General features: G+C 52.9%; 15 protein-coding genes and 2 tRNA genes. 12 read left to right on the plus strand and 5 right to left on the minus strand.

Annotation, left to right across the window (positions count from 1 at the left end; genetic code table 11):
• The 7 genes from Q9J80_RS09135 to porB all read left to right on the plus strand — a co-directional run.
• On the plus strand, nucleotides 1–1,681 hold a 1,681-nt coding region (locus Q9J80_RS09135; protein ID WP_304678563.1), incomplete at its 5' end, for an acyltransferase family protein.
• 61 nt (nucleotides 1,682–1,742) lie between these two features.
• Nucleotides 1,743–3,038, plus strand: coding sequence for a tyrosine--tRNA ligase (gene tyrS / locus Q9J80_RS09140; protein WP_301673157.1), 1,296 nt, complete (start codon nucleotides 1,743–1,745; stop codon nucleotides 3,036–3,038).
• A gap of 16 nt (nucleotides 3,039–3,054) precedes the next feature.
• Nucleotides 3,055–3,177, plus strand: coding sequence for a hypothetical protein (locus Q9J80_RS09145; RefSeq protein ID WP_300905801.1), 123 nt, complete (start codon nucleotides 3,055–3,057; stop codon nucleotides 3,175–3,177).
• Between the two features lie 292 nt (nucleotides 3,178–3,469).
• A complete protein-coding gene (gene truA, locus Q9J80_RS09150; protein ID WP_301673155.1) occupies nucleotides 3,470–4,267 on the plus strand; it encodes a tRNA pseudouridine(38-40) synthase TruA in 798 nt (265 codons plus the stop codon).
• 122 nt (nucleotides 4,268–4,389) lie between these two features.
• On the plus strand, nucleotides 4,390–4,629 hold the full coding sequence (locus tag Q9J80_RS09155) for an AbrB/MazE/SpoVT family DNA-binding domain-containing protein (RefSeq protein ID WP_002218169.1): 240 nt from the start codon (nucleotides 4,390–4,392) through the stop codon (nucleotides 4,627–4,629).
• Nucleotides 4,617–4,940 (plus strand): type II toxin-antitoxin system PemK/MazF family toxin, encoded by a 324-nt coding sequence (locus Q9J80_RS09160; protein ID WP_301673154.1) that lies wholly within the window; start codon nucleotides 4,617–4,619, stop codon nucleotides 4,938–4,940. Before Q9J80_RS09155 ends, Q9J80_RS09160 begins: the two co-directional genes overlap by 13 nt.
• A gap of 530 nt (nucleotides 4,941–5,470) precedes the next feature.
• Entirely contained in the window at nucleotides 5,471–6,487 is a 1,017-nt protein-coding gene (porB, locus tag Q9J80_RS09165; RefSeq protein WP_301673153.1) for a trimeric porin PorB, read from the plus strand.
• A 1,203-nt stretch (nucleotides 6,488–7,690) separates the two neighbouring features.
• Here the strand turns inward: porB and putA are convergent.
• A complete protein-coding gene (gene putA / locus Q9J80_RS09170) occupies nucleotides 7,691–11,296 on the minus strand; it encodes a bifunctional proline dehydrogenase/L-glutamate gamma-semialdehyde dehydrogenase PutA (RefSeq protein WP_301673171.1) in 3,606 nt (1,201 codons plus the stop codon).
• 250 nt (nucleotides 11,297–11,546) lie between these two features.
• Nucleotides 11,547–13,073 carry a sodium/proline symporter PutP gene (putP, locus tag Q9J80_RS09175; RefSeq protein ID WP_107819899.1) on the minus strand — a complete coding sequence of 509 codons (1,527 nt, stop codon included), beginning with the start codon at nucleotides 13,071–13,073 and terminating at the stop codon, nucleotides 11,547–11,549.
• Between the two features lie 481 nt (nucleotides 13,074–13,554).
• Here putP and Q9J80_RS09180 point away from each other — a divergent pair, with 481 nt between their 5' ends.
• The 5 genes from Q9J80_RS09180 to Q9J80_RS09200 all read left to right on the plus strand — a co-directional run bounded on the left by Q9J80_RS09180 (nucleotide 13,555) and on the right by Q9J80_RS09200 (nucleotide 17,856).
• The gene (locus Q9J80_RS09180) at nucleotides 13,555–13,875 is read left to right on the plus strand and encodes an accessory factor UbiK family protein (RefSeq protein ID WP_025457830.1); all 321 of its coding nucleotides are present in this window, start codon (nucleotides 13,555–13,557) and stop codon (nucleotides 13,873–13,875) included.
• A 14-nt stretch (nucleotides 13,876–13,889) separates the two neighbouring features.
• Nucleotides 13,890–15,386 carry a YifB family Mg chelatase-like AAA ATPase gene (locus Q9J80_RS09185; protein ID WP_304671554.1) on the plus strand — a complete coding sequence of 499 codons (1,497 nt, stop codon included), beginning with the start codon at nucleotides 13,890–13,892 and terminating at the stop codon, nucleotides 15,384–15,386.
• A 105-nt stretch (nucleotides 15,387–15,491) separates the two neighbouring features.
• Nucleotides 15,492–16,355, plus strand: coding sequence for a cell division protein FtsN (gene ftsN / locus Q9J80_RS09190; RefSeq protein ID WP_301673151.1), 864 nt, complete (start codon nucleotides 15,492–15,494; stop codon nucleotides 16,353–16,355).
• A gap of 2 nt (nucleotides 16,356–16,357) precedes the next feature.
• The gene (locus Q9J80_RS09195; protein WP_301673150.1) at nucleotides 16,358–17,002 is read left to right on the plus strand and encodes a thiol:disulfide interchange protein DsbA/DsbL; all 645 of its coding nucleotides are present in this window, start codon (nucleotides 16,358–16,360) and stop codon (nucleotides 17,000–17,002) included.
• Between the two features lie 32 nt (nucleotides 17,003–17,034).
• A complete protein-coding gene (locus tag Q9J80_RS09200; RefSeq protein WP_301673149.1) occupies nucleotides 17,035–17,856 on the plus strand; it encodes an undecaprenyl-diphosphate phosphatase in 822 nt (273 codons plus the stop codon).
• A 187-nt stretch (nucleotides 17,857–18,043) separates the two neighbouring features.
• Here Q9J80_RS09200 and Q9J80_RS09205 read toward each other — a convergent pair.
• From Q9J80_RS09205 to Q9J80_RS09215, 3 genes are all read right to left on the minus strand, one after another.
• A tRNA-Ala gene (locus tag Q9J80_RS09205) sits at nucleotides 18,044–18,119 on the minus strand.
• Nucleotides 18,120–18,126: 7 nt separating this feature from the next.
• Nucleotides 18,127–18,203: transfer RNA gene (locus tag Q9J80_RS09210), tRNA-Met, on the minus strand.
• A 131-nt stretch (nucleotides 18,204–18,334) separates the two neighbouring features.
• Nucleotides 18,335–19,552, minus strand: a complete 1,218-nt coding sequence (locus Q9J80_RS09215) for a class I SAM-dependent methyltransferase (RefSeq protein ID WP_301673148.1) — start codon at nucleotides 19,550–19,552, stop codon at nucleotides 18,335–18,337.
• Nucleotides 19,553–19,794 lie beyond the last annotated feature (242 nt).

The following is a 19,794-nucleotide window of genomic DNA, read 5'->3' on the forward strand; positions in this document are numbered from 1 at the left end:
TAAGGCATTTTATATCCGCCGCATCAAGCGGATTCTGCCCGCATTTTTCGCCGTATTGGCGGCAACGCTGGCAGGCGGCTTCTTTTTATTCACCAAAGATGATTTCTTTCTTTTGTGGAAATCCGCGCTGACCGCCTTGGGTTTCGCCTCCAACCTGTATTTTGCAAGGGGCAAGGACTATTTCGATCCCGCGCAGGAAGAAAAGCCCCTGCTGCACATCTGGTCTTTGTCGGTCGAAGAACAATTTTACTTTGTTTTTCCGATATTGCTGCTGCTTGTCGCCCGCAAAAGCCCGCGCGTACAGTTCGGCTTCCTCGCCGCACTGTGCGCCTTAAGCCTTGCCGCTTCCTTTATGCCTTCCGCGCTCGATAAATATTACCTGCCCCACCTGCGCGCCTGCGAATTACTGATAGGATCGCTGACCGCCGTGTGGATGCGCTGCCGGCAACAGCGGCAACCTGCCGTCGGCAGACGCTGTGCCGCCGCCGGCGCATTGTTTTCCGCGTGCATACTGTCCGCCTGCCTGTTTGTCTATTCGGAACAAACCGCCTACTTCCCGGGACCCGCCGCTTTGATTCCCTGTCTGGCTGTTGCCGCGCTGATTTATTTCAATCATTACGAACACCCGCTTAAAAAATTTTTCCAATGGAAAATCACCGTTGCCATCGGCTTGATTTCCTATTCGCTTTATCTGTGGCATTGGCCGATATTGGCCTTTATGCGCTATATCGGCCCGGACAACCTGCCGCCTTATTCGCCGGCGGCAGCAATCGTCCTGATATTGCTGCTTTCCCTGATTTCTTATCACTGCATCGAAAAGCCGTTTAAAAAATGGAAAGGTTCGTTCGCACAATCCGTTTTATGGATTTATGCCTTGCCTATGCTCATTTTGGGCGCGGGCTCGTTTTTCGCGATGAGGCTGCCGTTTATGGCGCAATACGACCGCTTGGGGCTGACGCGTTCCAACACCTCCTGCCACAACAATACCGACAAACAATGCCTATGGGGGGATACGGAAAAACAGCCGGAACTGCTGGTTTTGGGCGACTCCCACGCCGACCATTACAAAACATTCTTCGATGCCGTGGGCAAAAAAGAAAAATGGTCCGCCACTATGGTTTCCGCCGACGCCTGCGCCTATGTGGAAGGCTACGCGTCCCGTGTGTTCCAAAACTGGGCCGCCTGCCGCGCCGTTTACCGCTATGCCGAAGAACACCTGCCCCGGTATTCAAAAGTGGTTTTGGCGATGCGCTGGGGCAGCCAGATGCCCGAAAACAGCCGCTCCCTTGCCTACGATGCCGGTTTTTTCCAAAAATTCGACCGTATGCTGCACAAACTCTCGTCCGAAAAACAAGCCGTTTACCTGATGGCGGACAACCTTGCCTCGTCTTACAACGTACAACGTGCCTATATCTTGTCTTTCCGCATACCGGGCTACCGCCAAACCCTGCATCCGGACGACGAAAGCACCCTGAAAGCCAATGCCCGCATCAGGGAATTGGCAGCCAAATACCCCAACGTCTATGTTATTGATGCCGCCGCCTATATCCCCGCAGATTTCCAAATCGGCGGATTGCCGGTTTACTCGGACAAAGACCACATCAACCCTTACGGCGGCACAGAATTGGCAAAGCGTTTTTCCGAAAAACAACGGTTTCTCGATACGCGCCATAACCATTGATCCGATTAAATTTGTTACAATCGGCGGTTTGCAAAACCGCTAATTTTTTTGAAAGAGACCGATGAGCGTCATTCAAGACCTGCAATCGCGCGGCCTAATCGCGCAAACCACCGACATCGAAGCCTTAGACGCTTTGTTGAACGAACAAAAAATCGCCCTTTACTGCGGTTTCGATCCCACCGCCGACAGCCTGCACATCGGACACCTGCTGCCCGTCTTGGCATTGCGCCGTTTCCAACAGGCGGGGCATACGCCGATTGCCTTAGTGGGCGGCGCGACCGGTATGATTGGCGACCCCAGCTTCAAAGCCGCCGAACGCAGCCTCAATTCCGCCGAAACCGTTGCCGGCTGGGTAGAAAGCATCCGCAACCAACTGACCCCTTTCTTGAGCTTTGAAGGCGGAAACGCCGCCGTTATGGCGAACAACGCCGACTGGTTCGGCAAAATGAACTGCCTCGACTTCCTGCGCGACATCGGCAAGCATTTCTCCGTCAACGCTATGCTGAACAAAGAATCCGTCAAACAGCGCATCGACCGCGACGGCGCAGGCATCTCCTTCACCGAGTTCGCTTATTCCCTGCTGCAAGGTTACGACTTCGCCGAGTTGAACAAACGCCATGGCGCGGTTTTGGAAATCGGCGGTTCCGACCAATGGGGCAACATCACCGCCGGCATCGACCTGACCCGCCGCCTGCACCAAAAACAAGTGTTCGGACTGACCCTGCCTTTGGTAACCAAATCAGACGGCACCAAATTCGGCAAAACCGAAGGCGGCGCGGTATGGCTGAACGCGAAAAAAACCTCGCCGTACCAGTTCTACCAATTCTGGCTGAAGGTCGCCGATGCCGATGTGTATAAATTCCTGAAATACTTTACCTTCTTGTCTGTCGAAGAAATCGATGCCGTCGAAGCGAAAGACCAAGCCAGCGGCAGCAAGCCCGAAGCGCAACGCATCCTCGCCGAAGAAATGACCCGCCTGATTCACGGCGAAGAAGCCCTGCAAGCCGCGCAGCGCATTTCCGAAAGCCTGTTTGCAGAAGACCAAAGCCGGCTCACCGAAAGCGACTTCGAACAGCTCGCCCTCGACGGCCTGCCCGCATTTGAAGTTTCAGACGGCATCAATGTCGTCGAAGCCTTGGTAAAAACCGGTTTGGCATCCTCCAATAAAGAAGCGCGCGGCTTTGTGAACAGCAAAGCGGTTTTGCTCAACGGCAAACCTGTCGAAGCCAACAACCCCGACCACGCCGCCGAACGCCCCGATGATGCCTATCTGTTGACAGGCGAACACAAACGTTTCGGCAAATACACCATCCTTCGGCGCGGCAAACGCAACCACGCGCTCTTGGTCTGGAGATAATCCGGTTGCCGCAGAAATGCCGTCTGAAGCCTTCAGACGGCATTTTTATCAAATGCAAAACACCCTGCGCCTGCCGATATGCCGTCATTCCCGCGCAGATATGCCGTCATTCCCGCGCAGGCGGGAATCTAGGACGTAAAATCTCAAGAAACCGTTGCACCCGATAAGTTTCTGCGCCGACAGGTCTAGATTCCCGCCTGCGCGGGAATGACGATGCGGGTATTTCGGATGATTCGGCAAACCGTAGCAACTGTATTTTTGCCCGACGGGGTGAAAAATACAGTTGTTACGCAACACCCTGCGGCGCACCCTGTATCACCCCCCCTCTCGAACATCTCCCCAAACAACGCCGCGCGCCCCGGGCGTTTGCCGTTTCCCTGCAAAATCTGCGATACAATGCCGTCTGAACATTTACCCGAATCCCAAACCCGATGGATACCGCACAAAAACAACGCTGGGCACTGACACTATCCTACGACGGCAGCCGTTTTTACGGCTGGCAGAAACAGGCTGACGGCGTACCGACCGTTCAGACGGCATTGGAAAACGCACTTGCCCAAATAGCAGGGGAAGCAGTTTCCACCATTGTTGCCGGCAGAACCGATACCGGCGTGCACGCCACCGCCCAAGTCGTCCACTTCGACACAACTGCCGTCCGTCCCCAACAGGCATGGGTGCGCGGCGTAAATGCCCACCTGCCCGAAGGCATTGCCGTTTTGCATGCCCGACAGGTTGCACCTGAATTTCACGCCCGCTTCGACGCATACGGACGGCACTACCGCTACCTGCTCGAATCCGCCCCCGTCCGTTCCCCCCTGCTCAAAAACAGGGCAGGCTGGACACACCTCAAGCTCGACATCGAACCGATGCGCCGAGCTGCCGCCTTATTGATCGGCGAACAAGACTTCTCTAGCTTCCGCGCCGCCGAGTGCCAGGCAAAATCCCCCGTCAAAACCATCTACCGAGCCGACCTTACCCAAAGCGCAGGACTCGTCCGCCTCGATTTGCACGGCAACGCCTTTTTGCACCACATGGTACGCAACATCATGGGCGCGCTCGTTTATGTCGGCAGCGGCAGGCTCAGCGTCGAAGGCTTCGCCGCACTGATTCAAGAACGCAGCCGCCTCAAAGCCCCACCGACCTTCATGCCCGACGGGCTTTACCTGACCGGCGTCGACTATCCCGAGGCATACGGCATCGTCCGCCCCCAAATCCCCGAATGGCTTTAAAACATTCTTGTCGCGGAGATTTTGAAATCGTACAAACTGTCAGGCAATCTTTTTCAATGTTGACACTACCTCATCAAGGTAATAACATTGTTATTACATAAACTGGTAAATATGGTACGTATATGATTCTCAACATACGCAAAATGGGAAACTCGCAAGGAGTGATTCTGCCCAAATCATTATTGGGTCAAATAGGGGCGGTGGACAGCTTGGCTGTTACAGTTGAAAAGGGCAATATTATTTTAAGCTGTCCTACCGTTCGCAGAGGATGGGCAGAAGCTGCCGCAATGCTTGTCGAAACCGAGCAGGAGCATTTTTTTTCCGAAATTGAAAACGAAGCGGATAAAGAATGGATATGGTAGTACGCGGCGGAATCTATCTGGTCTCCTTAGACCTGACCGTAGGAAGCGAAATCAAAAAGACACGTCCTTGTGTCGTAGTATCTCCTCCTGAAATACACAACTATCTCAAGACTGTGCTGATCGTTCCTATGACGAGCGGAAGCCGTCCTGCCCCGTTCCGCGTCAATGTCCGCTTTCAGGATAAAGACGGTTTGCTTTTGCCCGAACAGATTAGGGCTGTGGATAAAGCCAGATTGGTCAAACATCTTGGAAATTTAGACAACAGTACGGCTAAAAAACTGTTTGCAGTATTGCAGGAAATGTTTGCTTGATTGAATAGTCTGAATTGATTGTGTTCATTATCCTGCCGCAGGGTCGGGTTTTACACTCGCCCGCAATCTTTTCCTCCTTTCAGACGGCATTCAAAACAGAAAACCTTGCTGCTGCCATTTTTACCGGCAGGAGTCTGAACCTGTCGGTTCAGACGGCATTTTATTGTAGGGGCGGGTTTCACATCCGCCCGTTCCGAAAGAAACCGTGTGTGTACGTTTTTTGCTGTCTTTATAACCCCCGGTTTGCAATGCCCTCCAATGCCTTCCCAAGTAAGTGTTGTAAAAATGCAAATCTTAAAAATTTTAAATAACCATATGTTATAAAACAAAAAATACCCATAATATCTCTATCCGCCCTTCAAAATGCACATCGGATTCCACACAAAAACAGGCAGAAGTTTGTTTTTTCAGACAGGAACATTTATAGTTTCAGACATGAAATCGCCGAACCCCTCGGCGGTAAATGCAAAGCTAAGCGGCTTGGAAAGCCCGACCCGTTTAAATTTCTTAACCAAAAAAGGAATACAGCAATGAAAAAATCCCTGATTGCCCTGACACTGGCTGCCCTGCCTGTTGCAGCAATGGCTGATGTTACCCTGTACGGCACCATCAAAGCCGGCGTAGAAACTTACCGCACTGTAAAACATGCAGAAGGCAAAGTAACTGAAGTGAAAACCGGCAGCGAAATCGCCGACTCCGGTTCAAAAATCGGCTTCAAAGGTCAAGAAGATTTCGGCAACGGACTGAAAGCCATTTGGCAGTTGGAACAAAAAGCCTCCATCGCCGGTACTGACAGCGGCTGGGGCAACCGCCAATCCTTCATCGGTTTGAAAGGCGGCTTCGGTACCGTCCGAGCCGGTCACCTGAACAGCGTCCTGAAAGACGCCGGCGGCAACGTCAATGCTTGGGAATCTGGCAGCGCTACCGAAGACGTGTTGCAAGTCAGCAAAATCTCCGCTCCGGAACACCGCTACGCATCCGTACGCTACGATTCTCCCGAATTTGCCGGCTTCAGCGGCAGCGTGCAATACGCGCCTAAAGACAATTCAGGCAAAAACGGCGAATCTTACCACGTCGGTTTGAACTACCAAAACAGCGGCTTCTTCGCACAATACGCCGGTTTGTTCCAAAGACACGGTGAAGGCACTAGCGCAGAAAAAGTTGGTCAGCCTGTTGAAAAACTGCAAGTTCACCGTTTGGTCGGCGGTTACGACAACGATGCCCTGTACGCTTCCGTAGCCGTACAGCAACAAGATGCGAAATTGACTGATGCTTCCAATTCGCACAACTCTCAAACCGAAGTTGCCGCTACCGTGGCATACCGCTTCGGCAACGTAACGCCCCGCGTTTCTTACGCCCACGGCTTCAAAGGCACTGTTGCTAAAGCAGACGGCGACAACCGTTACGACCAAGTTATCGTCGGTGCGGAATACGACTTCTCCAAACGCACTTCTGCCTTGGTTTCTGCCGGCTGGTTGCAAGAAGGCAAAGGCGCAAACAAAACCGTATCGACTGCCAGCACCGTCGGTCTGCGCCACAAATTCTAATCTGCAAAGATTGGTATCAACAAAAAGCCTGTCGAAAGACAGGCTTTTTTTATTTGAAATGATTCGTTTGCTATTTAATACGGCAGCCTTCATTCCCCTGAGAGTGGGCATTTATCGGGAAAGCAGAAACTTCTCCGCCGTCATTCCCGCGCAGGCGGGAATCTAGGATGAGGAATCTCAAGAAACCGTTGCACCCGATAAGTTTCTGTGCCGACAACTCTAGATTCCCGCCTGCGCGGGAATGACGAATCCATCCGCACGGAAACCTGATCCCGTCATTCCCACGAACCTACATTCCGTCATTCCCACGAAAGTGGGAATCTAGAACGCAGGGTTGGAGAAACCATTTTATTTGATAAGTTTCCGCACCGACAGACCTAGATTCCCGCCTGCGCGGGAATGACGGTTCAGTGATTGTCGAAAGGTAAGGATTCGATGGATTCGATGAAAACGGTGGAAATGTGGGATTGATGGAAATGGTGGGCTGAAGCCCACCCTACGGCTTGCTGATTCTCCGACACCGATGCCGTCTGAATCTTCAGACGGCATTTTTGATGCACTTACCGTTTACAGGAGCAGAGCGGGCGTAAGGAAATACCCGAACCATCATTCCCGATAACACCGTAATCTTAAAACCCGTCATTCCCGCGCAGGCGGGAATCTAGGTCTGTCGGCACGGAAACTTATCGGATAAAACAGTTTCTTCAACCCTACGCTCTAGATTCCCGTTTTCACGGGAATGACGAAAAGTTGCGGGAATCTAAAAACCCAACGCTGCAAGATTTATCAGAAACAACTGAAACCGAACGGACTGGATTCCCGCCTGTGCGGGAATGACGGGATTTGGGGTTTCTGTTTTGGTTTTCTGTTTTCGTGGGAACGATGGAATAAAAGAAGTTGAAATAATGAAGTAAAAACGTGATGGTGCTGCGATTTGGGCTTGTGCAGGTAATCAACGTTAAGTTGTGCGAATGACGAAATATAGTGGATTAACAAAAACCGGTACGGCGTTGCCTCGCCTTAGCTCAAAGAGAACGGTTCTCTAAGGTGCTGAAGCACTAAGTGAATCGGTTCCGTACTATTTGTACTGTCTGCGGCTTCGTCGCCTTGTCCTGATTTTTGTTAATCCACTATAAAAATGCCGTCTGAAAGGTTTTCAGACGGCATTTGTTCGCGGGCCGCGCTCGGGCGGTTTTGGCAAAATCAGTCGGCAACCGCCATCAGGCTGGCGTTGCCGCCGGCGGCTGTGGTGTTGACGCTGCAAGAGATTTCTTCAAACACTTGCAGGATGTCGAGTCCGTTTTCCGAAGGGAGGATGCGGATGAGTGCGCCGTCGTGGGCGGCAAGTTCCTGTTTGCGTGCGCTGTCCAAAGGAGACAGGGCGGCAACGTGGCTGATGCCGACGGTTTCGGGTTTGCCGTTGACCAGCAGCAGGCCTTCCAGGTCGGCGGTGTAGGAAGCCAAGGGGCTGTCGGGTTCGACCACTGCCTGTACGCCGGAGGCGGCAAGTTCGGTCAGTGCGGCAAAGGCTTGAACCGTGCTGCCGCCGTGTATCCAAACGCGTTTTGGCGCGTGCCATGAGATGCTGTTGCGCTCGCCGGTCGGGCCGGTAAGGACGGTTTCGGCACGGCGCAGGGTGCGGATGCGGGCGTGTCCCAAAGCGGCCGCTGCGGCTTTTTTCTCTTCGGCGTTGAACGGAAGTTTGTGAACCAGTGTTTCGAGGCGTTTGAGCGCGGCTTCGTCCGCCTGTCCGATTTGGCTCAGGGTCGGGGCAACCCATTCGGGGATGCGGGTCAGTTTTTGCAGGTAGAACGAACCGCCTGCTTTGGGACCTGTGCCGGACAGACCGTGTCCGCCGAAGGGCTGTACGCCGACGACTGCGCCGACGATGTTGCGGTTGACGTAAACGTTGCCGGCTTCGATGCGGCTGCGGATGTGGCGTACCGTGCCTTCGATGCGGCTGTGTACGCCGTGGGTCAGGGCGTAGCCTTTGCTGTTGATTTGGTCGATGACGCTGTCGAGTTCGTCGGCGCGGTAGCGGACGACGTGCAGGACGGGGCCGAAGACTTCGCGTTGCAGTTCGTTGAGGTTGTTCAATTCAAACAGGATGGGGCGGACGAACGTGGATTTTTCGGAATCGACATCGGCAGCGGTTTTGACTTCGTGGTAAGACTTGGCAACGCCTTTCATTTTGTTGATGTGGTTCAACAGGTTTTGCTGCGCTTCGGCATCGATGACGGGGCCGACATCGGTGGTGAGCTGAATCGGTTTGCCGACGACGAGTTCGTCCATCGCGCCTTTGATCATGTCGAGCATACGGTCGGCAACGTCTTCTTGGACGCACAAAATGCGCAGGGCGGAGCAGCGTTGTCCCGCGCTGTCGAAGGCGGAGTTCAATACGTCGGCGCAGACTTGTTCGGCAAGTGCGGTGGAATCGACAATCATGGCGTTTTGTCCGCCGGTTTCGGCAATCAGGACGGGATTGTCGCCGCGTTTGGCAAGGGCTTTGTTGATCAGGCGCGCCACTTCGGTCGAGCCTGTGAAAATCACGCCGCCGATGCGTGGATCGCCTGTCAGCGCCGCGCCGACATCGCCTGCGCCGAGGACGAGTTGCAGGGCGGAAGTCGGGATGCCGGCTTCGTGCATGAGGGAAACGGCATAACCGGCAATCAGGCTGGTTTGTTCGGCAGGTTTGGCGATGACGGTGTTGCCTGCCGCCAATGCGGACACGACTTCGCCGGTAAAGATGGCGAGCGGGAAGTTCCACGGGCTGATGGCGACAATCGCGCCGACGGCTTCGGCATCTTTGGGCAGGGTGTTTTCGGCTTCGCCTGCGTAGTAGCGGCAGAAATCGACGGCTTCGCGCACTTCGGCAATGGCGTTGTTCAGCGTTTTGCCTGCTTCGCGCACGGCAAGCATCATCAGCGCGGGGGTGTGCTGTTCGAGCAGGTCGGCGAAACGGTGCAGGCAGGCGGCGCGCTCGGCGGCAGGTGTCGCACTCCATTCGGGGAACGCGGCAACGGCTGCGCCAACCGCTTCTTGGGCAAGCGCGGCATCGGCAAAGCTGACCGTACCGACAACATCTCCGTGGTCGGCAGGGTTTTTAATCGGTTGCGCTTCGCCGACATCGTGGGCTTTGCCGTTGACGATGGATGCGGCGTGGAAGTCTTGCGCGGCGGCTTTGTTCATCTGTTCTTGAAGCTGCTGCAATACGTTTTCATTGCTCAAGTCCACGCCTTGCGAGTTCAGACGGCATTTGCCGTACAAATCGCGCGGCAGCGGCAGCGCGTTGTGCAGGTGGATGCCCTGTTCGGCGATGGTGTCGAACGGGCTCTTAATCAGGCGGTCGATGCTGATGTTTTCATCGACGATTTGGTTGACGAAAGACGAGTTCGCGCCGTTTTCCAACAGGCGGCGCACCAAGTAGGCGAGCAGGGTTTCGTGCGTGCCGACCGGGGCGTACACGCGCACGCGGCGGCCTAGGTTTTGCGGGCCGACGACTTGGTCGTACAGGGTTTCGCCCATTCCGTGCAGGCATTGGTGTTCAAAGTCTTTGCCTTTGCCCATTTGGTAAATCGCGCCCAAGGTGTAGGCGTTGTGGGTGGCGAATTGCGGGAATACCGCGTCTTGCGCGGAAAGCAGTTTGCGCGCGCAGGCGAGGTAGGAAATGTCGGTATGCACTTTGCGGGTGTAGGTCGGATAGCCGTTCAAGCCGTCCACTTGCGCCCATTTGATTTCGCTGTCCCAATACGCGCCTTTGACGAGGCGGATCATCAGTTTTTGGTTGTTGCGGCGGGCAAGGTCGATCAGGTAGTCGATGACGAAGGGGCAGCGTTTTTGGTAGGCTTGGACAACGAAACCGATGCCTTTGTAGCCTGCCAAATCGGGGTCGGAAACGAGTGCCTCCATCAAATCCAAAGACAGCTCCAAGCGGTTGGCTTCTTCGGCATCGATGTTGATACCGATATCGTATTTTTTACCCAAAAGGAACAATTCTTTCAGGCGCGGCAACAGTTCTCCCATCACGCGGCCGTGTTGGGCGCGCGAGTAGCGCGGATGGATGGCGGAGAGTTTGACGGAAATGCCGTTGCCTTCGTAAACGCCTTGGCCAGCGGCATCTTTGCCGATGGCGTGGATGGCTTCGACATAGTCGCGGTAGTAGCGGTCGGCATCGGCTTGGGTGTAGGCGGCTTCGCCCAACATATCGAAGGAGAAGCGGTAGCCCATTTTTTCGCGTTCTTTGCCGTTTTGCAGGGCTTCTTCAATGGTCTGTCCGGTGACGAACTGTTTGCCCAGAAGCCGCATGGCGTAATTTACGCCTTGGCGGATGAGCGGTGCGCCGCCTTTGCTGATCAGGCGGCTGAGTGCGGAACTCATTTGTTTGTCGTTTGTGGCGGTCAGTTTGCCGGTAATCAGCAGACCCCAGGCGGCGGCGTTGACGAAGAGGGAAGGGCTGTTGTTCAAATGGCTTTTCCAGTTGCCGTCTGAAATCTTGTCGGCAATCAGGCGGTCGCGCGTGGCGTTGTCGGGAATGCGCAGCAGGGCTTCCGCCAGACACATCAGAGCGATGCCTTCTTCGCTGGAGAGTGAAAACTCGTGCATCAGCGCATCCACTCCGCCGGCTTTGGTACGGCCGGCGCGGACTTGGGTAACCAAACGGCGGGCAAGCTCGGAGGCGGCGTTGCGCTCTTCATCGCTCATCTGTGCACGTTGCAACATATCCTGTACGGCTTCGATTTCATTACGGCGGTAGGCATCGGTTATCGCTTGGCGCAGGGCAGTTTGTGCCGGAAATGCAAAATGAAACATTTTTTGGATTCTCCAAAGTTTTTCGGGGGGTTCAGACGGCATCGGTGCGGCCTGAATACGGTAATATCGTAATAAATCCGCAGATGAAATACAAGGCTTCAAATGCGGGCAGAATCGGTGCTTCCGTTTCTTTGAAAATGAAACGGGTAAAACACAAATAAGACCTGTATGCAGGCAAGGTTTATTTGTGTTTGACCCGGAAACGGGTTCAGACGGCACGAACCGGGATGCCGTGCCGTCTGAAAGGGGTTTATCGGGCGGCGCGGTAGTCTGCGTCGGCTTTTTCAAAGCGTTCTTGGATTTCGCGCGAAGGTTCTTTGTTGAACAGGGAAACCAACACGGCAACGATCAAGCAAACAATAAAGCCCGGCACGATTTCGTACATCGTCAACAGGCCGCTTTCTCCTGCCGCTTGAGCCGGTTTTTTCACCCATTCCGCCCACACAACAACGGTTAACGCACCTGCAACCATACCCGACAACGCGCCGTAGGCAGTGATGCGTTTCCACAATACGGACAGAATCACAATCGGGCCGAACGCCGCACCGAAACCTGCCCACGCGTAAGACACCAGTCCCAATACTTTGCTGTTCGGATCGGAAGCAATCAGGATGGAAATCACGGCAATCGCCAAGACCATCAGGCGGCCGACCCATACCAGTTCCGACTGTTGCGCGTTTTTACGCAAAAAGCCTTTGTAGAAGTCTTCGGTAATCGCGCTGGAGCAAACCAAAAGCTGGCAGGACAGGGTGGACATCACCGCCGCCAAAATCGCGCTCAAAATAATACCGGCGATCCAAGGGTTGAACAGCAGGGTGGAAAGCGCGATGAAGATGCGTTCGTGGTTGCCGCTCATAGAAGAAACTTTGTCGGGATTTGCACCGAAATACGCAATGCCGAAATAACCGACCGCTACCGCGCCCGCAAGGCACAACGCCATCCAAGTCATACCGATGCGGCGTGCGGATACCAGCGATTTCGCGCTTTCGGCGGCCATAAAGCGCGCCAAAATGTGCGGCTGTCCGAAATAGCCCAAGCCCCATGCGGCGGTAGAAATGATGCCGATGACGGTCGTACCGGCAAACAGGCTGCCGTATTCTTTGCCCGTGCCTGCGGCGACGCTTTGAATCGCGGCAGACATCTGTTCCGCGCCGCCCAAGCCCAGATAGACCATCACTGGCGTTAAAATCAGGGCGAAAATCATCAAAGATGCCTGCAACGTATCCGTCCAGCTGACCGCCAAGAAGCCGCCCAAGAAGGTATAGGCGATGGTCGCGCCCGCGCCCAGCCACATTGCCTGATTGTAAGTCATACCTTCAAACAGGCTTTGGAACAGGGTTGCGCCCGCCACAATGCCCGAGGCGCAATAAATCGTGAAGAAGAACAGGATAATCAGTGCGGAAACCACTTTCATCAAGTGTCCGCCCGCGCCGAAGCGGTGGAAGAAATAATCCGGCAGCGTCAGCGCATTGTTGGCGTATTCGGTATGCACGCGCAGGCGGCCCGCCACCAAGAGCCAGTTGAAATACGCGCCGACCAAGAGGCCGATGGCAATCCAGGCTTCGTTCAAACCGCTCAGGTAAATCGCGCCCGGCAGCCCCATCAAAAGCCAGCCGGACATATCGGACGCGCCCGCCGACATCGCCGTAACAAACGGGCCCAGGCTGCGCCCGCCCAAAATATAATCGTCGAAATTGCGCGTGGAAAAATAAGCGGCAAGCCCGATGAGAAGGACTGCAACCAGATAGATTGCAAAAGTGATGTACATGGGATTCATGTGCTATTCCTCGTCTAAAACTTCAGAATTACAGGCTTTGAAATTGCAAGCAACTTGCGCCTGAAATGTTTTTCTAATAAAAGTACAACTGAAAATCCGGACACCCGAAAGGGGATTCGGATAAATTATCTTCAATCACAATAAGATATGTAATGAAATCACATGAAATTGTAAATAATTTGGTTCAGCATAACCCAAATTCTTTTGTTTGCAAAGCACTTGCCGTCGAAAAAAGGCGGAGAAAAGCAGATTGTTAACATAAAATCTATCTAAAACAAGATATTATTTTGTAGTTGTTTGTAATTGAAAAGGGATGGTGTTGTGAAACCGGCTTTCCGCCTGCTTATGTTTTGAAGTGTAGTTTAGCAACGGAAGTGGGGGCGGAACATTTTGTGCAGATGGCCGGCCGCCCGTTTTCAGACGGCATTTTTCCTTATACAATAGCCGCTTGAATTTGATATGTTCAGGAAGGATACAGATTATGTTCGGCAAGCAGCTTTTTGAAGAAGTCGGCTCGAAAATCAGCGAAACCATCGCCAACAGCCCTGCCAAAGATGTGGAAAAAAATATTAAGGCGATGCTGGGCAGCGCGTTCAACCGTATGGATTTGGTTACGCGCGAAGAATTCGACATCCAGCAGCAGGTTTTGATTAAAACCCGTACCAAACTGGCGGCTTTGGAAGCGCGTTTGGCAAAACTCGAAGCCGCGCAAAATCCCGAACGGGCAGCATTGGAAGCGGCTGAAGCCGCTGCCGAAGAAGCCGTCGCCGAAATCAGGCAGCAAACCGCAGCCGGCGAATAAGGCCGTCTGAAAATATGTCGCTCGCCTTGGTTTACAGCCGCGCCTTGAGCGGTATGAATGCGCCGTTGGTCGAAGTGGAAGCCCACCTTGCCAACGGTCTGCCGCATTTCAACATCGTCGGACTTCCCGATACGGAAGTCAAAGAAAGCCGCGACCGCGTCCGTGCCGCCATCATCCAAAGCGGCTTCGAGTTTCCCGTCAAAAAAATCACCGTCAATCTCGCCCCTGCCGACCTGCCCAAAGAGTCGGGGCGTTTCGATTTGCCGATTGCAATCGGCATCCTTGCCGCATCGGGGCAGGTTGCGCCCGAAAAGCTGGCGGAATACGAGTTTGCGGGGGAATTGGCACTGTCGGGGCTGTTGCGCCCCGTGCGTGGCGCGTTGGCGATGGCGTGGCAGGGTATGCGGGCGGGGCGTTCCTTCGTCTTGCCGCAGGAAAACGCAGAACAAGCCGCCGTGATGCGCGGCATTACCGTTTACGGCGCGCGCTCTTTGGGCGAAGTCGCCGCTCATTTGAACGGTATCGAACCTTTGGCGCAAACCGAATGTTCAGTATCGCAAATGTCGTCTGAACATGGCGGACAACCTGATTTGTGCGATGTGAAAGGTCAGCACACTGCCCGCCTTGCTTTGGAAATTGCCGCCGCAGGAGGACACAGCCTTTTGATGATGGGGCCGCCGGGAACGGGCAAATCTATGCTTTCCCAACGGCTGCCCGGCATCCTGCCGCCTTTGACCGAAGACGAATTGGTCGAAGTGTGGGCATTGCGTTCGCTCCTGCCCAACCACCAACAACAACTTGACAGCCACCGTCCTTTCCGCAGCCCACACCACAGCGCGAGTTCGGCAGCCATGGTCGGCGGCGGCTCGGATCCGCGTCCGGGAGAGATTTCGCTGGCGCATCACGGCGTTTTATTTTTGGATGAATTGCCCGAGTTTGACCGCAAAGTTTTGGAAGTTTTGCGCGAACCGTTGGAAAACGGCGAAATCCACATTTCCCGCGCGGCGCGCCAAGCCGTCTATCCTGCCAAATTCCAACTTGTTGCCGCCATGAACCCCTGCCCGTGCGGTTATCTCGGGCATCCCGTCAAGCCCTGCCGCTGCACGCCCGAAAGCGTCGCGCGTTACCGCAGCAAGATTTCCGGCCCGCTGCTCGACCGCATCGATTTGACCATCGAAGTCCCGAGCCTGTCCGCCGCCGAACTGATGCAGCAGGAAGCGGGCGAAAGCAGCGCGTCCGTTTTGGAACGCGTCATCGCCGCCCGAGACAAACAATACGCACGGCAGGGTAAAGTCAACGCCGCTTTGAGCGTCAGCGAACTCGATTCCCAAGCCCGCATCCAAAAAGAAGCGCAGGAAGCCTTGGGCGGCCTGCTGGAAAAACTCTCCCTTTCCGCCCGCAGCTTCCACCGCATTATGCGCGTGGCGCGTACATTGGCGGATTTGTCGGGCGATGAAGAAGTCGGTAGAAGCCACGTCATGAAAGCCATAGGTTTCCGCCGCGCTTTATAGGAATGGGAATGGAAGCAGGTTTTGCCCAAATATGGCGATATTGTTAGAATATCCGCCCGTAAGCAAACGGCGTTAATGCCGTCTGAAACACATTAAGGTATATTTATGAACAAATTTTCCCAATCCGGAAAAGGTCTGTCCGGTTTCTTCTTCGGTTTGATACTGGCGACGGTCATTATTGCCGGTATTTTGTTTTATCTGAACCAGAGCGGTCAAAATGCGTTCAAAATCCCGGCTCCGTCGAAGCAGCCTGCAGAAACAGAAATCCTGAAACCGAAAAACCAGCCTAAGGAAGACATCCGACCTGAACCGGCCGATCAAAACGCCTTGTCCGAACCGGATGCTGCGAAAGAGGCAGAGCAGTCGGATGCGGAAAAAACTGCCGACAAGCAGCCCGTTGCCGACAAAGCCGACGAGGTTGAAGAAAAGGCGGGCGAGCCGGAACGGGAAGAGCCGGACGGACAGGCAGTGCGCAAGAAAGCATTGACGGAAGAGCGTGAACAAACCGTCAGGGAAAAAGCGCAGAAAAAAGATGTCGAAACGGTTAAAAAACAAGCGGTAAAACCGTCTAAAGAAACAGAGAAAAAAGCTTCAAAAGAAGAGAAAAAGGCGGCGAAGGAAAAAGTTGCACCCAAACCGACCCCGGAACAAATCCTCAACAGCGGCAGCATCGAAAAAGCGCGCAGTGCCGCCGCCAAAGAAGTGCAGAAAATGAAAACGTCCGACAAGGCGGAAGCAACGCATTATCTGCAAATGGGTGCGTATGCCGACCGCCGGAGCGCGGAAGGGCAGCGTGCCAAACTGGCAATCTTGGGCATATCTTCCAAGGTGGTCGGCTATCAGGCAGGAAGTAAAACGCTTTACCGCGTGCAAAGCGGCAATATGTCTGCCGATGCGGTGAAAAAAATGCAGGACGAGTTGAAAAAGCACGGGGTCGCCAGCCTGATCCGTGCGATTGAAGGCGAATAATTATGAAGCTCAAACATCTGTTGCCGCTGCTGCTTTCGGCAGTGTTGTCCGCACGGGCATATGCCCTGACGGAAGGGGAAGACTATCTTGTGTTGGATAAACCCATTCCTCAAGAACAGTCGGGCAAAATTGAGGTTTTGGAATTTTTCGGCTATTTCTGCGTACATTGCCATCATTTCGATCCTTTGTTGTTGAAATTGGGCAAGGCATTGCCGTCTGATGCCTATTTAAGGACGGAGCACGTGGTCTGGCGACCTGAAATGCTCGGTCTGGCAAGAATGGCAGCAGCCGTCAATTTGTCAGGTTTGAAATATCAGGCAAACCCTGCCGTGTTTAAAGCAGTTTACGAACAAAAAATCCGCTTGGAAAACAGGGCGGTTGCCGAAAAATGGGCTTTGTCCCAAAAAGGCTTTGACGGCAAAAAACTGATGCGCGCCTATGATTCCCCCGAAGCTGCCGCCGCCGTATTAAAAATGCAGAAACTGACGGAACAATACGGTATTGACAGCACTCCGACCGTTATTGTCGGCGGAAAATACCGCGTCATCTTCAATAACGGCTTTGACGGCGGCGTTCATACGATTAAAGAATTGGTTGCCAAAGTCAGGGAAGAACGCAAGCGTCAGACCCCTGCTGTACAGAAATAGCCGAACTCCCGTATCCGAAAGAAGCGCAAGCAATGGATTTTCTGATTGTCCTGAAAGCCCTGATGATGGGCTTGGTAGAAGGTTTTACCGAATTTTTACCGATTTCCAGCACCGGACATTTGATTGTGTTCGGCAATCTGATTGATTTTCACAGCAATCACAAGGTTTTTGAAATTGCCATCCAGCTCGGTGCGGTTTTGGCGGTAGTGTTTGAATACCGGCAGCGTTTCAGCAATGTGTTGCATGGCGTGGGAAAAGACCGGAAAGCCAACCGTTTCGTCCTCAATCTTGCCATTGCTTTTATACCTGCCGCCGTGATGGGGCTGTTGTTCGGCAAACAAATCAAAGAGTATCTGTTTAACCCCTTGAGTGTTGCAGTCATGCTGGTTTTGGGCGGTTTTTTTATTTTGTGGGTGGAGAAACGCCAAAGCCGAGCAGAGCCTAAAATTGCCGATGTTGATGCATTGCGTCCGATTGATGCGTTGATGATCGGCGTTGCCCAAGTGTTTGCACTGGTTCCGGGTACGTCCCGTTCGGGTAGTACGATTATGGGCGGGATGCTTTGGGGAATCGAGCGGAAAACGGCAACGGAGTTTTCATTTTTCTTGGCCGTTCCGATGATGGTTGCAGCAACGGCTTATGATGTCCTGAAACATTACCGATTTTTCACCCTGCATGATGTTGGTTTGATTCTGATAGGCTTTATTGCCGCTTTTGTTTCCGGTTTGGTGGCTGTAAAAGCATTGCTGAAGTTTGTTTCCAAGAAAAACTATATCCCGTTTGCCTATTACCGTATTGTTTTTGGTATTGCCATCATTATATTGTGGCTGTCGGGCTGGATAAGTTGGGAATGAAACCATAAACCCGGCCTGAAGACATTATTCGGGTCGGGTTTGTCTGGCGGACTGATAAAATCAGGACGGGCAGGGCAATAGGTTTAAAGTCGATTGTCTGTTTTGAAGGCAGTGGTTTGTTCTTTGTTTTCCGGCAATCAGGCAATAAAAAAAGCACATACCTTTTTACGGTCCGTGCTTTTTTATCTGGTGGAGGTAAGCGGGATCGAACCGCTGACCTCTTGCATGCCATGCAAGCGCTCTACCAACTGAGCTATACCCCCGAAAATCTGGTGGCGAATCAGGGACTCGAACCCCGGACACAAGGATTATGATTCCTCTGCTCTAACCGACTGAGCTAATTCGCCGTTTCGTGAAGTCGCTATTATATGTTTTTTTGTTTTTTTGACAAGCCGTATTTTTTAATTTTGAATTAGTTTCCTGTTTTTAAATGTTAAAAAGTTTATGTCGTCTGAAGCGGATTCAGACGGCATGAGGGTTAGAGTTTGTGGCAGATGTCGCCGAAACAAAATCCTGTCCAATCAGTGCCGATATTTTTTCCGAATGCGATGACTTTAAACAGTTCGCCCATTTCGTGCTGGTCAATCAGTTTCTGAACGGCAGCAGCTTCACGGATATAGGCTGCCGAATCTGTTTTTCCCACTTGTGCCAACAGTTCGGTTATGCCCAGATTCAGTAAGAAATGGGATTGGGGGAGGTAACCTGTCAAATCCAGTCCTGCATCCGTACCGGCTTGGGCGATGTCGGTAAAGTTGACGTGGGCGGTCAGGTCGGACAACCCGATGAAGTCGAAAGGATTGTGGATAACGTGGTGTCGGTAGTGTCCGATCAATGTGCCTTGACTGCGTTGGGGATGGTAATACTGCGCCGCATCAAAACCGTAGTCGATGAATATCATACCTCCGCGTTCAAGCTTTGAGGCAAGGGTGCGGATAAAGGCATATTGTTGCGGGTGCAGTTCGCTGGTGTAGGGGGAATCCGTTTGAGGGAAATAAAGGGAAGCAGAGGCGGAAAGCGACGGGTCGTGCAAGGGTCTTGCAGAATAGGCGAAACGGCCGTTATCCGTGCAAACGCCGATGTGCTCGAATAATCCGCCTTCATTTTTACGGACGATTTCGACGGGTATGGCATCGAGCACTTCGTTGCCGATGACGATTCCGTCAAACGCTTCGGGAAGTGCGGTCAAGTGGACAACTTTTTGAGATGCTTCCGGTGCGCGGGTCTGAATCAGGTTTTTCTGACGCGCGACCAGCTCCGGCGATATTTCAATAATATAGTAACAGTCGATGCCGTCTGAAATGCTGCCCAACAGATCGGCGGCAAGCTGTCCGGTTCCCGCGCCGAATTCATAGATATTGCCTGCCGTTTGGGGTAGGAGTTCTTGAAGTTGGCGTGCCAGTGTCTGTGCAAACAGAAGGGTGAGGGTCGGTGCGGTAATAAAATCCCCGTTATTGCCGATTTTATGGCTGCCGCCGGTGTAGTAGCCGTATTGCGGAGCGTATAAAACCAATTCCATAAAACGTGAAAATGGAATCCAATTGCCGTGTTTGCCGATTTCTTCGGCAATGAGGGTTTGCAGCTTGAGCGAGGATTGCCGTGCTTCGGGGGAGGGGAGGGGGAGGGGCATGATAAATGTTATCTTGTGTAAATTTATTGGATTTCCCGACATATTACACGTTGGTATAGATGCTGTCATGGCTTTATTTTAATGCTATATATTGCTTTTTATTTAAAATAAATAGCATATATGGTAATTATTTACCTTTATTACTATGCCTTGCGGTTGGCTGTCTGCAATTGGATTTTTCTATTTTGTTGTTTTTAAAGGAATTTAAAAAACTTGATATATTAATGAAATTTTCCGTCCGTATTTGACCGAGTGTTTAAAATTTCTTATAGTGTCGATTGGTGGGGAATTGTGGGGCAAAGTGTCTCTTT

Origin of the sequence: Neisseria blantyrii (genome assembly GCF_962747855.1) — a bacterium.
Classification (GTDB): domain Bacteria; phylum Pseudomonadota; class Gammaproteobacteria; order Burkholderiales; family Neisseriaceae; genus Neisseria; species Neisseria viridiae.

What these genes read in the sequence shown, in the direction of transcription:
- tyrS (WP_301673157.1), top strand. Translation starts at nt 1,743, where the DNA reads ATGAGCGTCATTCAAGACCTGCAATCGCGCGGCCTAATCGCGCAAACC.
- Q9J80_RS09145 (WP_300905801.1), top strand. Translation starts at nt 3,055, where the DNA reads ATGCCGTCTGAAGCCTTCAGACGGCATTTTTATCAAATGCAAAACACC.
- truA (WP_301673155.1), top strand. Translation starts at nt 3,470, where the DNA reads ATGGATACCGCACAAAAACAACGCTGGGCACTGACACTATCCTACGAC.
- Q9J80_RS09155 (WP_002218169.1), top strand. Translation starts at nt 4,390, where the DNA reads ATGATTCTCAACATACGCAAAATGGGAAACTCGCAAGGAGTGATTCTG.
- Q9J80_RS09160 (WP_301673154.1), top strand. Translation starts at nt 4,617, where the DNA reads ATGGATATGGTAGTACGCGGCGGAATCTATCTGGTCTCCTTAGACCTG.
- porB (WP_301673153.1), top strand. Translation starts at nt 5,471, where the DNA reads ATGAAAAAATCCCTGATTGCCCTGACACTGGCTGCCCTGCCTGTTGCA.
- putA (WP_301673171.1), bottom strand. Translation starts at nt 11,296, where the DNA reads ATGTTTCATTTTGCATTTCCGGCACAAACTGCCCTGCGCCAAGCGATA.
- putP (WP_107819899.1), bottom strand. Translation starts at nt 13,073, where the DNA reads ATGAATCCCATGTACATCACTTTTGCAATCTATCTGGTTGCAGTCCTT.
- Q9J80_RS09180 (WP_025457830.1), top strand. Translation starts at nt 13,555, where the DNA reads ATGTTCGGCAAGCAGCTTTTTGAAGAAGTCGGCTCGAAAATCAGCGAA.
- Q9J80_RS09185 (WP_304671554.1), top strand. Translation starts at nt 13,890, where the DNA reads ATGTCGCTCGCCTTGGTTTACAGCCGCGCCTTGAGCGGTATGAATGCG.
- ftsN (WP_301673151.1), top strand. Translation starts at nt 15,492, where the DNA reads ATGAACAAATTTTCCCAATCCGGAAAAGGTCTGTCCGGTTTCTTCTTC.
- Q9J80_RS09195 (WP_301673150.1), top strand. Translation starts at nt 16,358, where the DNA reads ATGAAGCTCAAACATCTGTTGCCGCTGCTGCTTTCGGCAGTGTTGTCC.
- Q9J80_RS09200 (WP_301673149.1), top strand. Translation starts at nt 17,035, where the DNA reads ATGGATTTTCTGATTGTCCTGAAAGCCCTGATGATGGGCTTGGTAGAA.
- Q9J80_RS09215 (WP_301673148.1), bottom strand. Translation starts at nt 19,552, where the DNA reads ATGACAGCATCTATACCAACGTGTAATATGTCGGGAAATCCAATAAAT.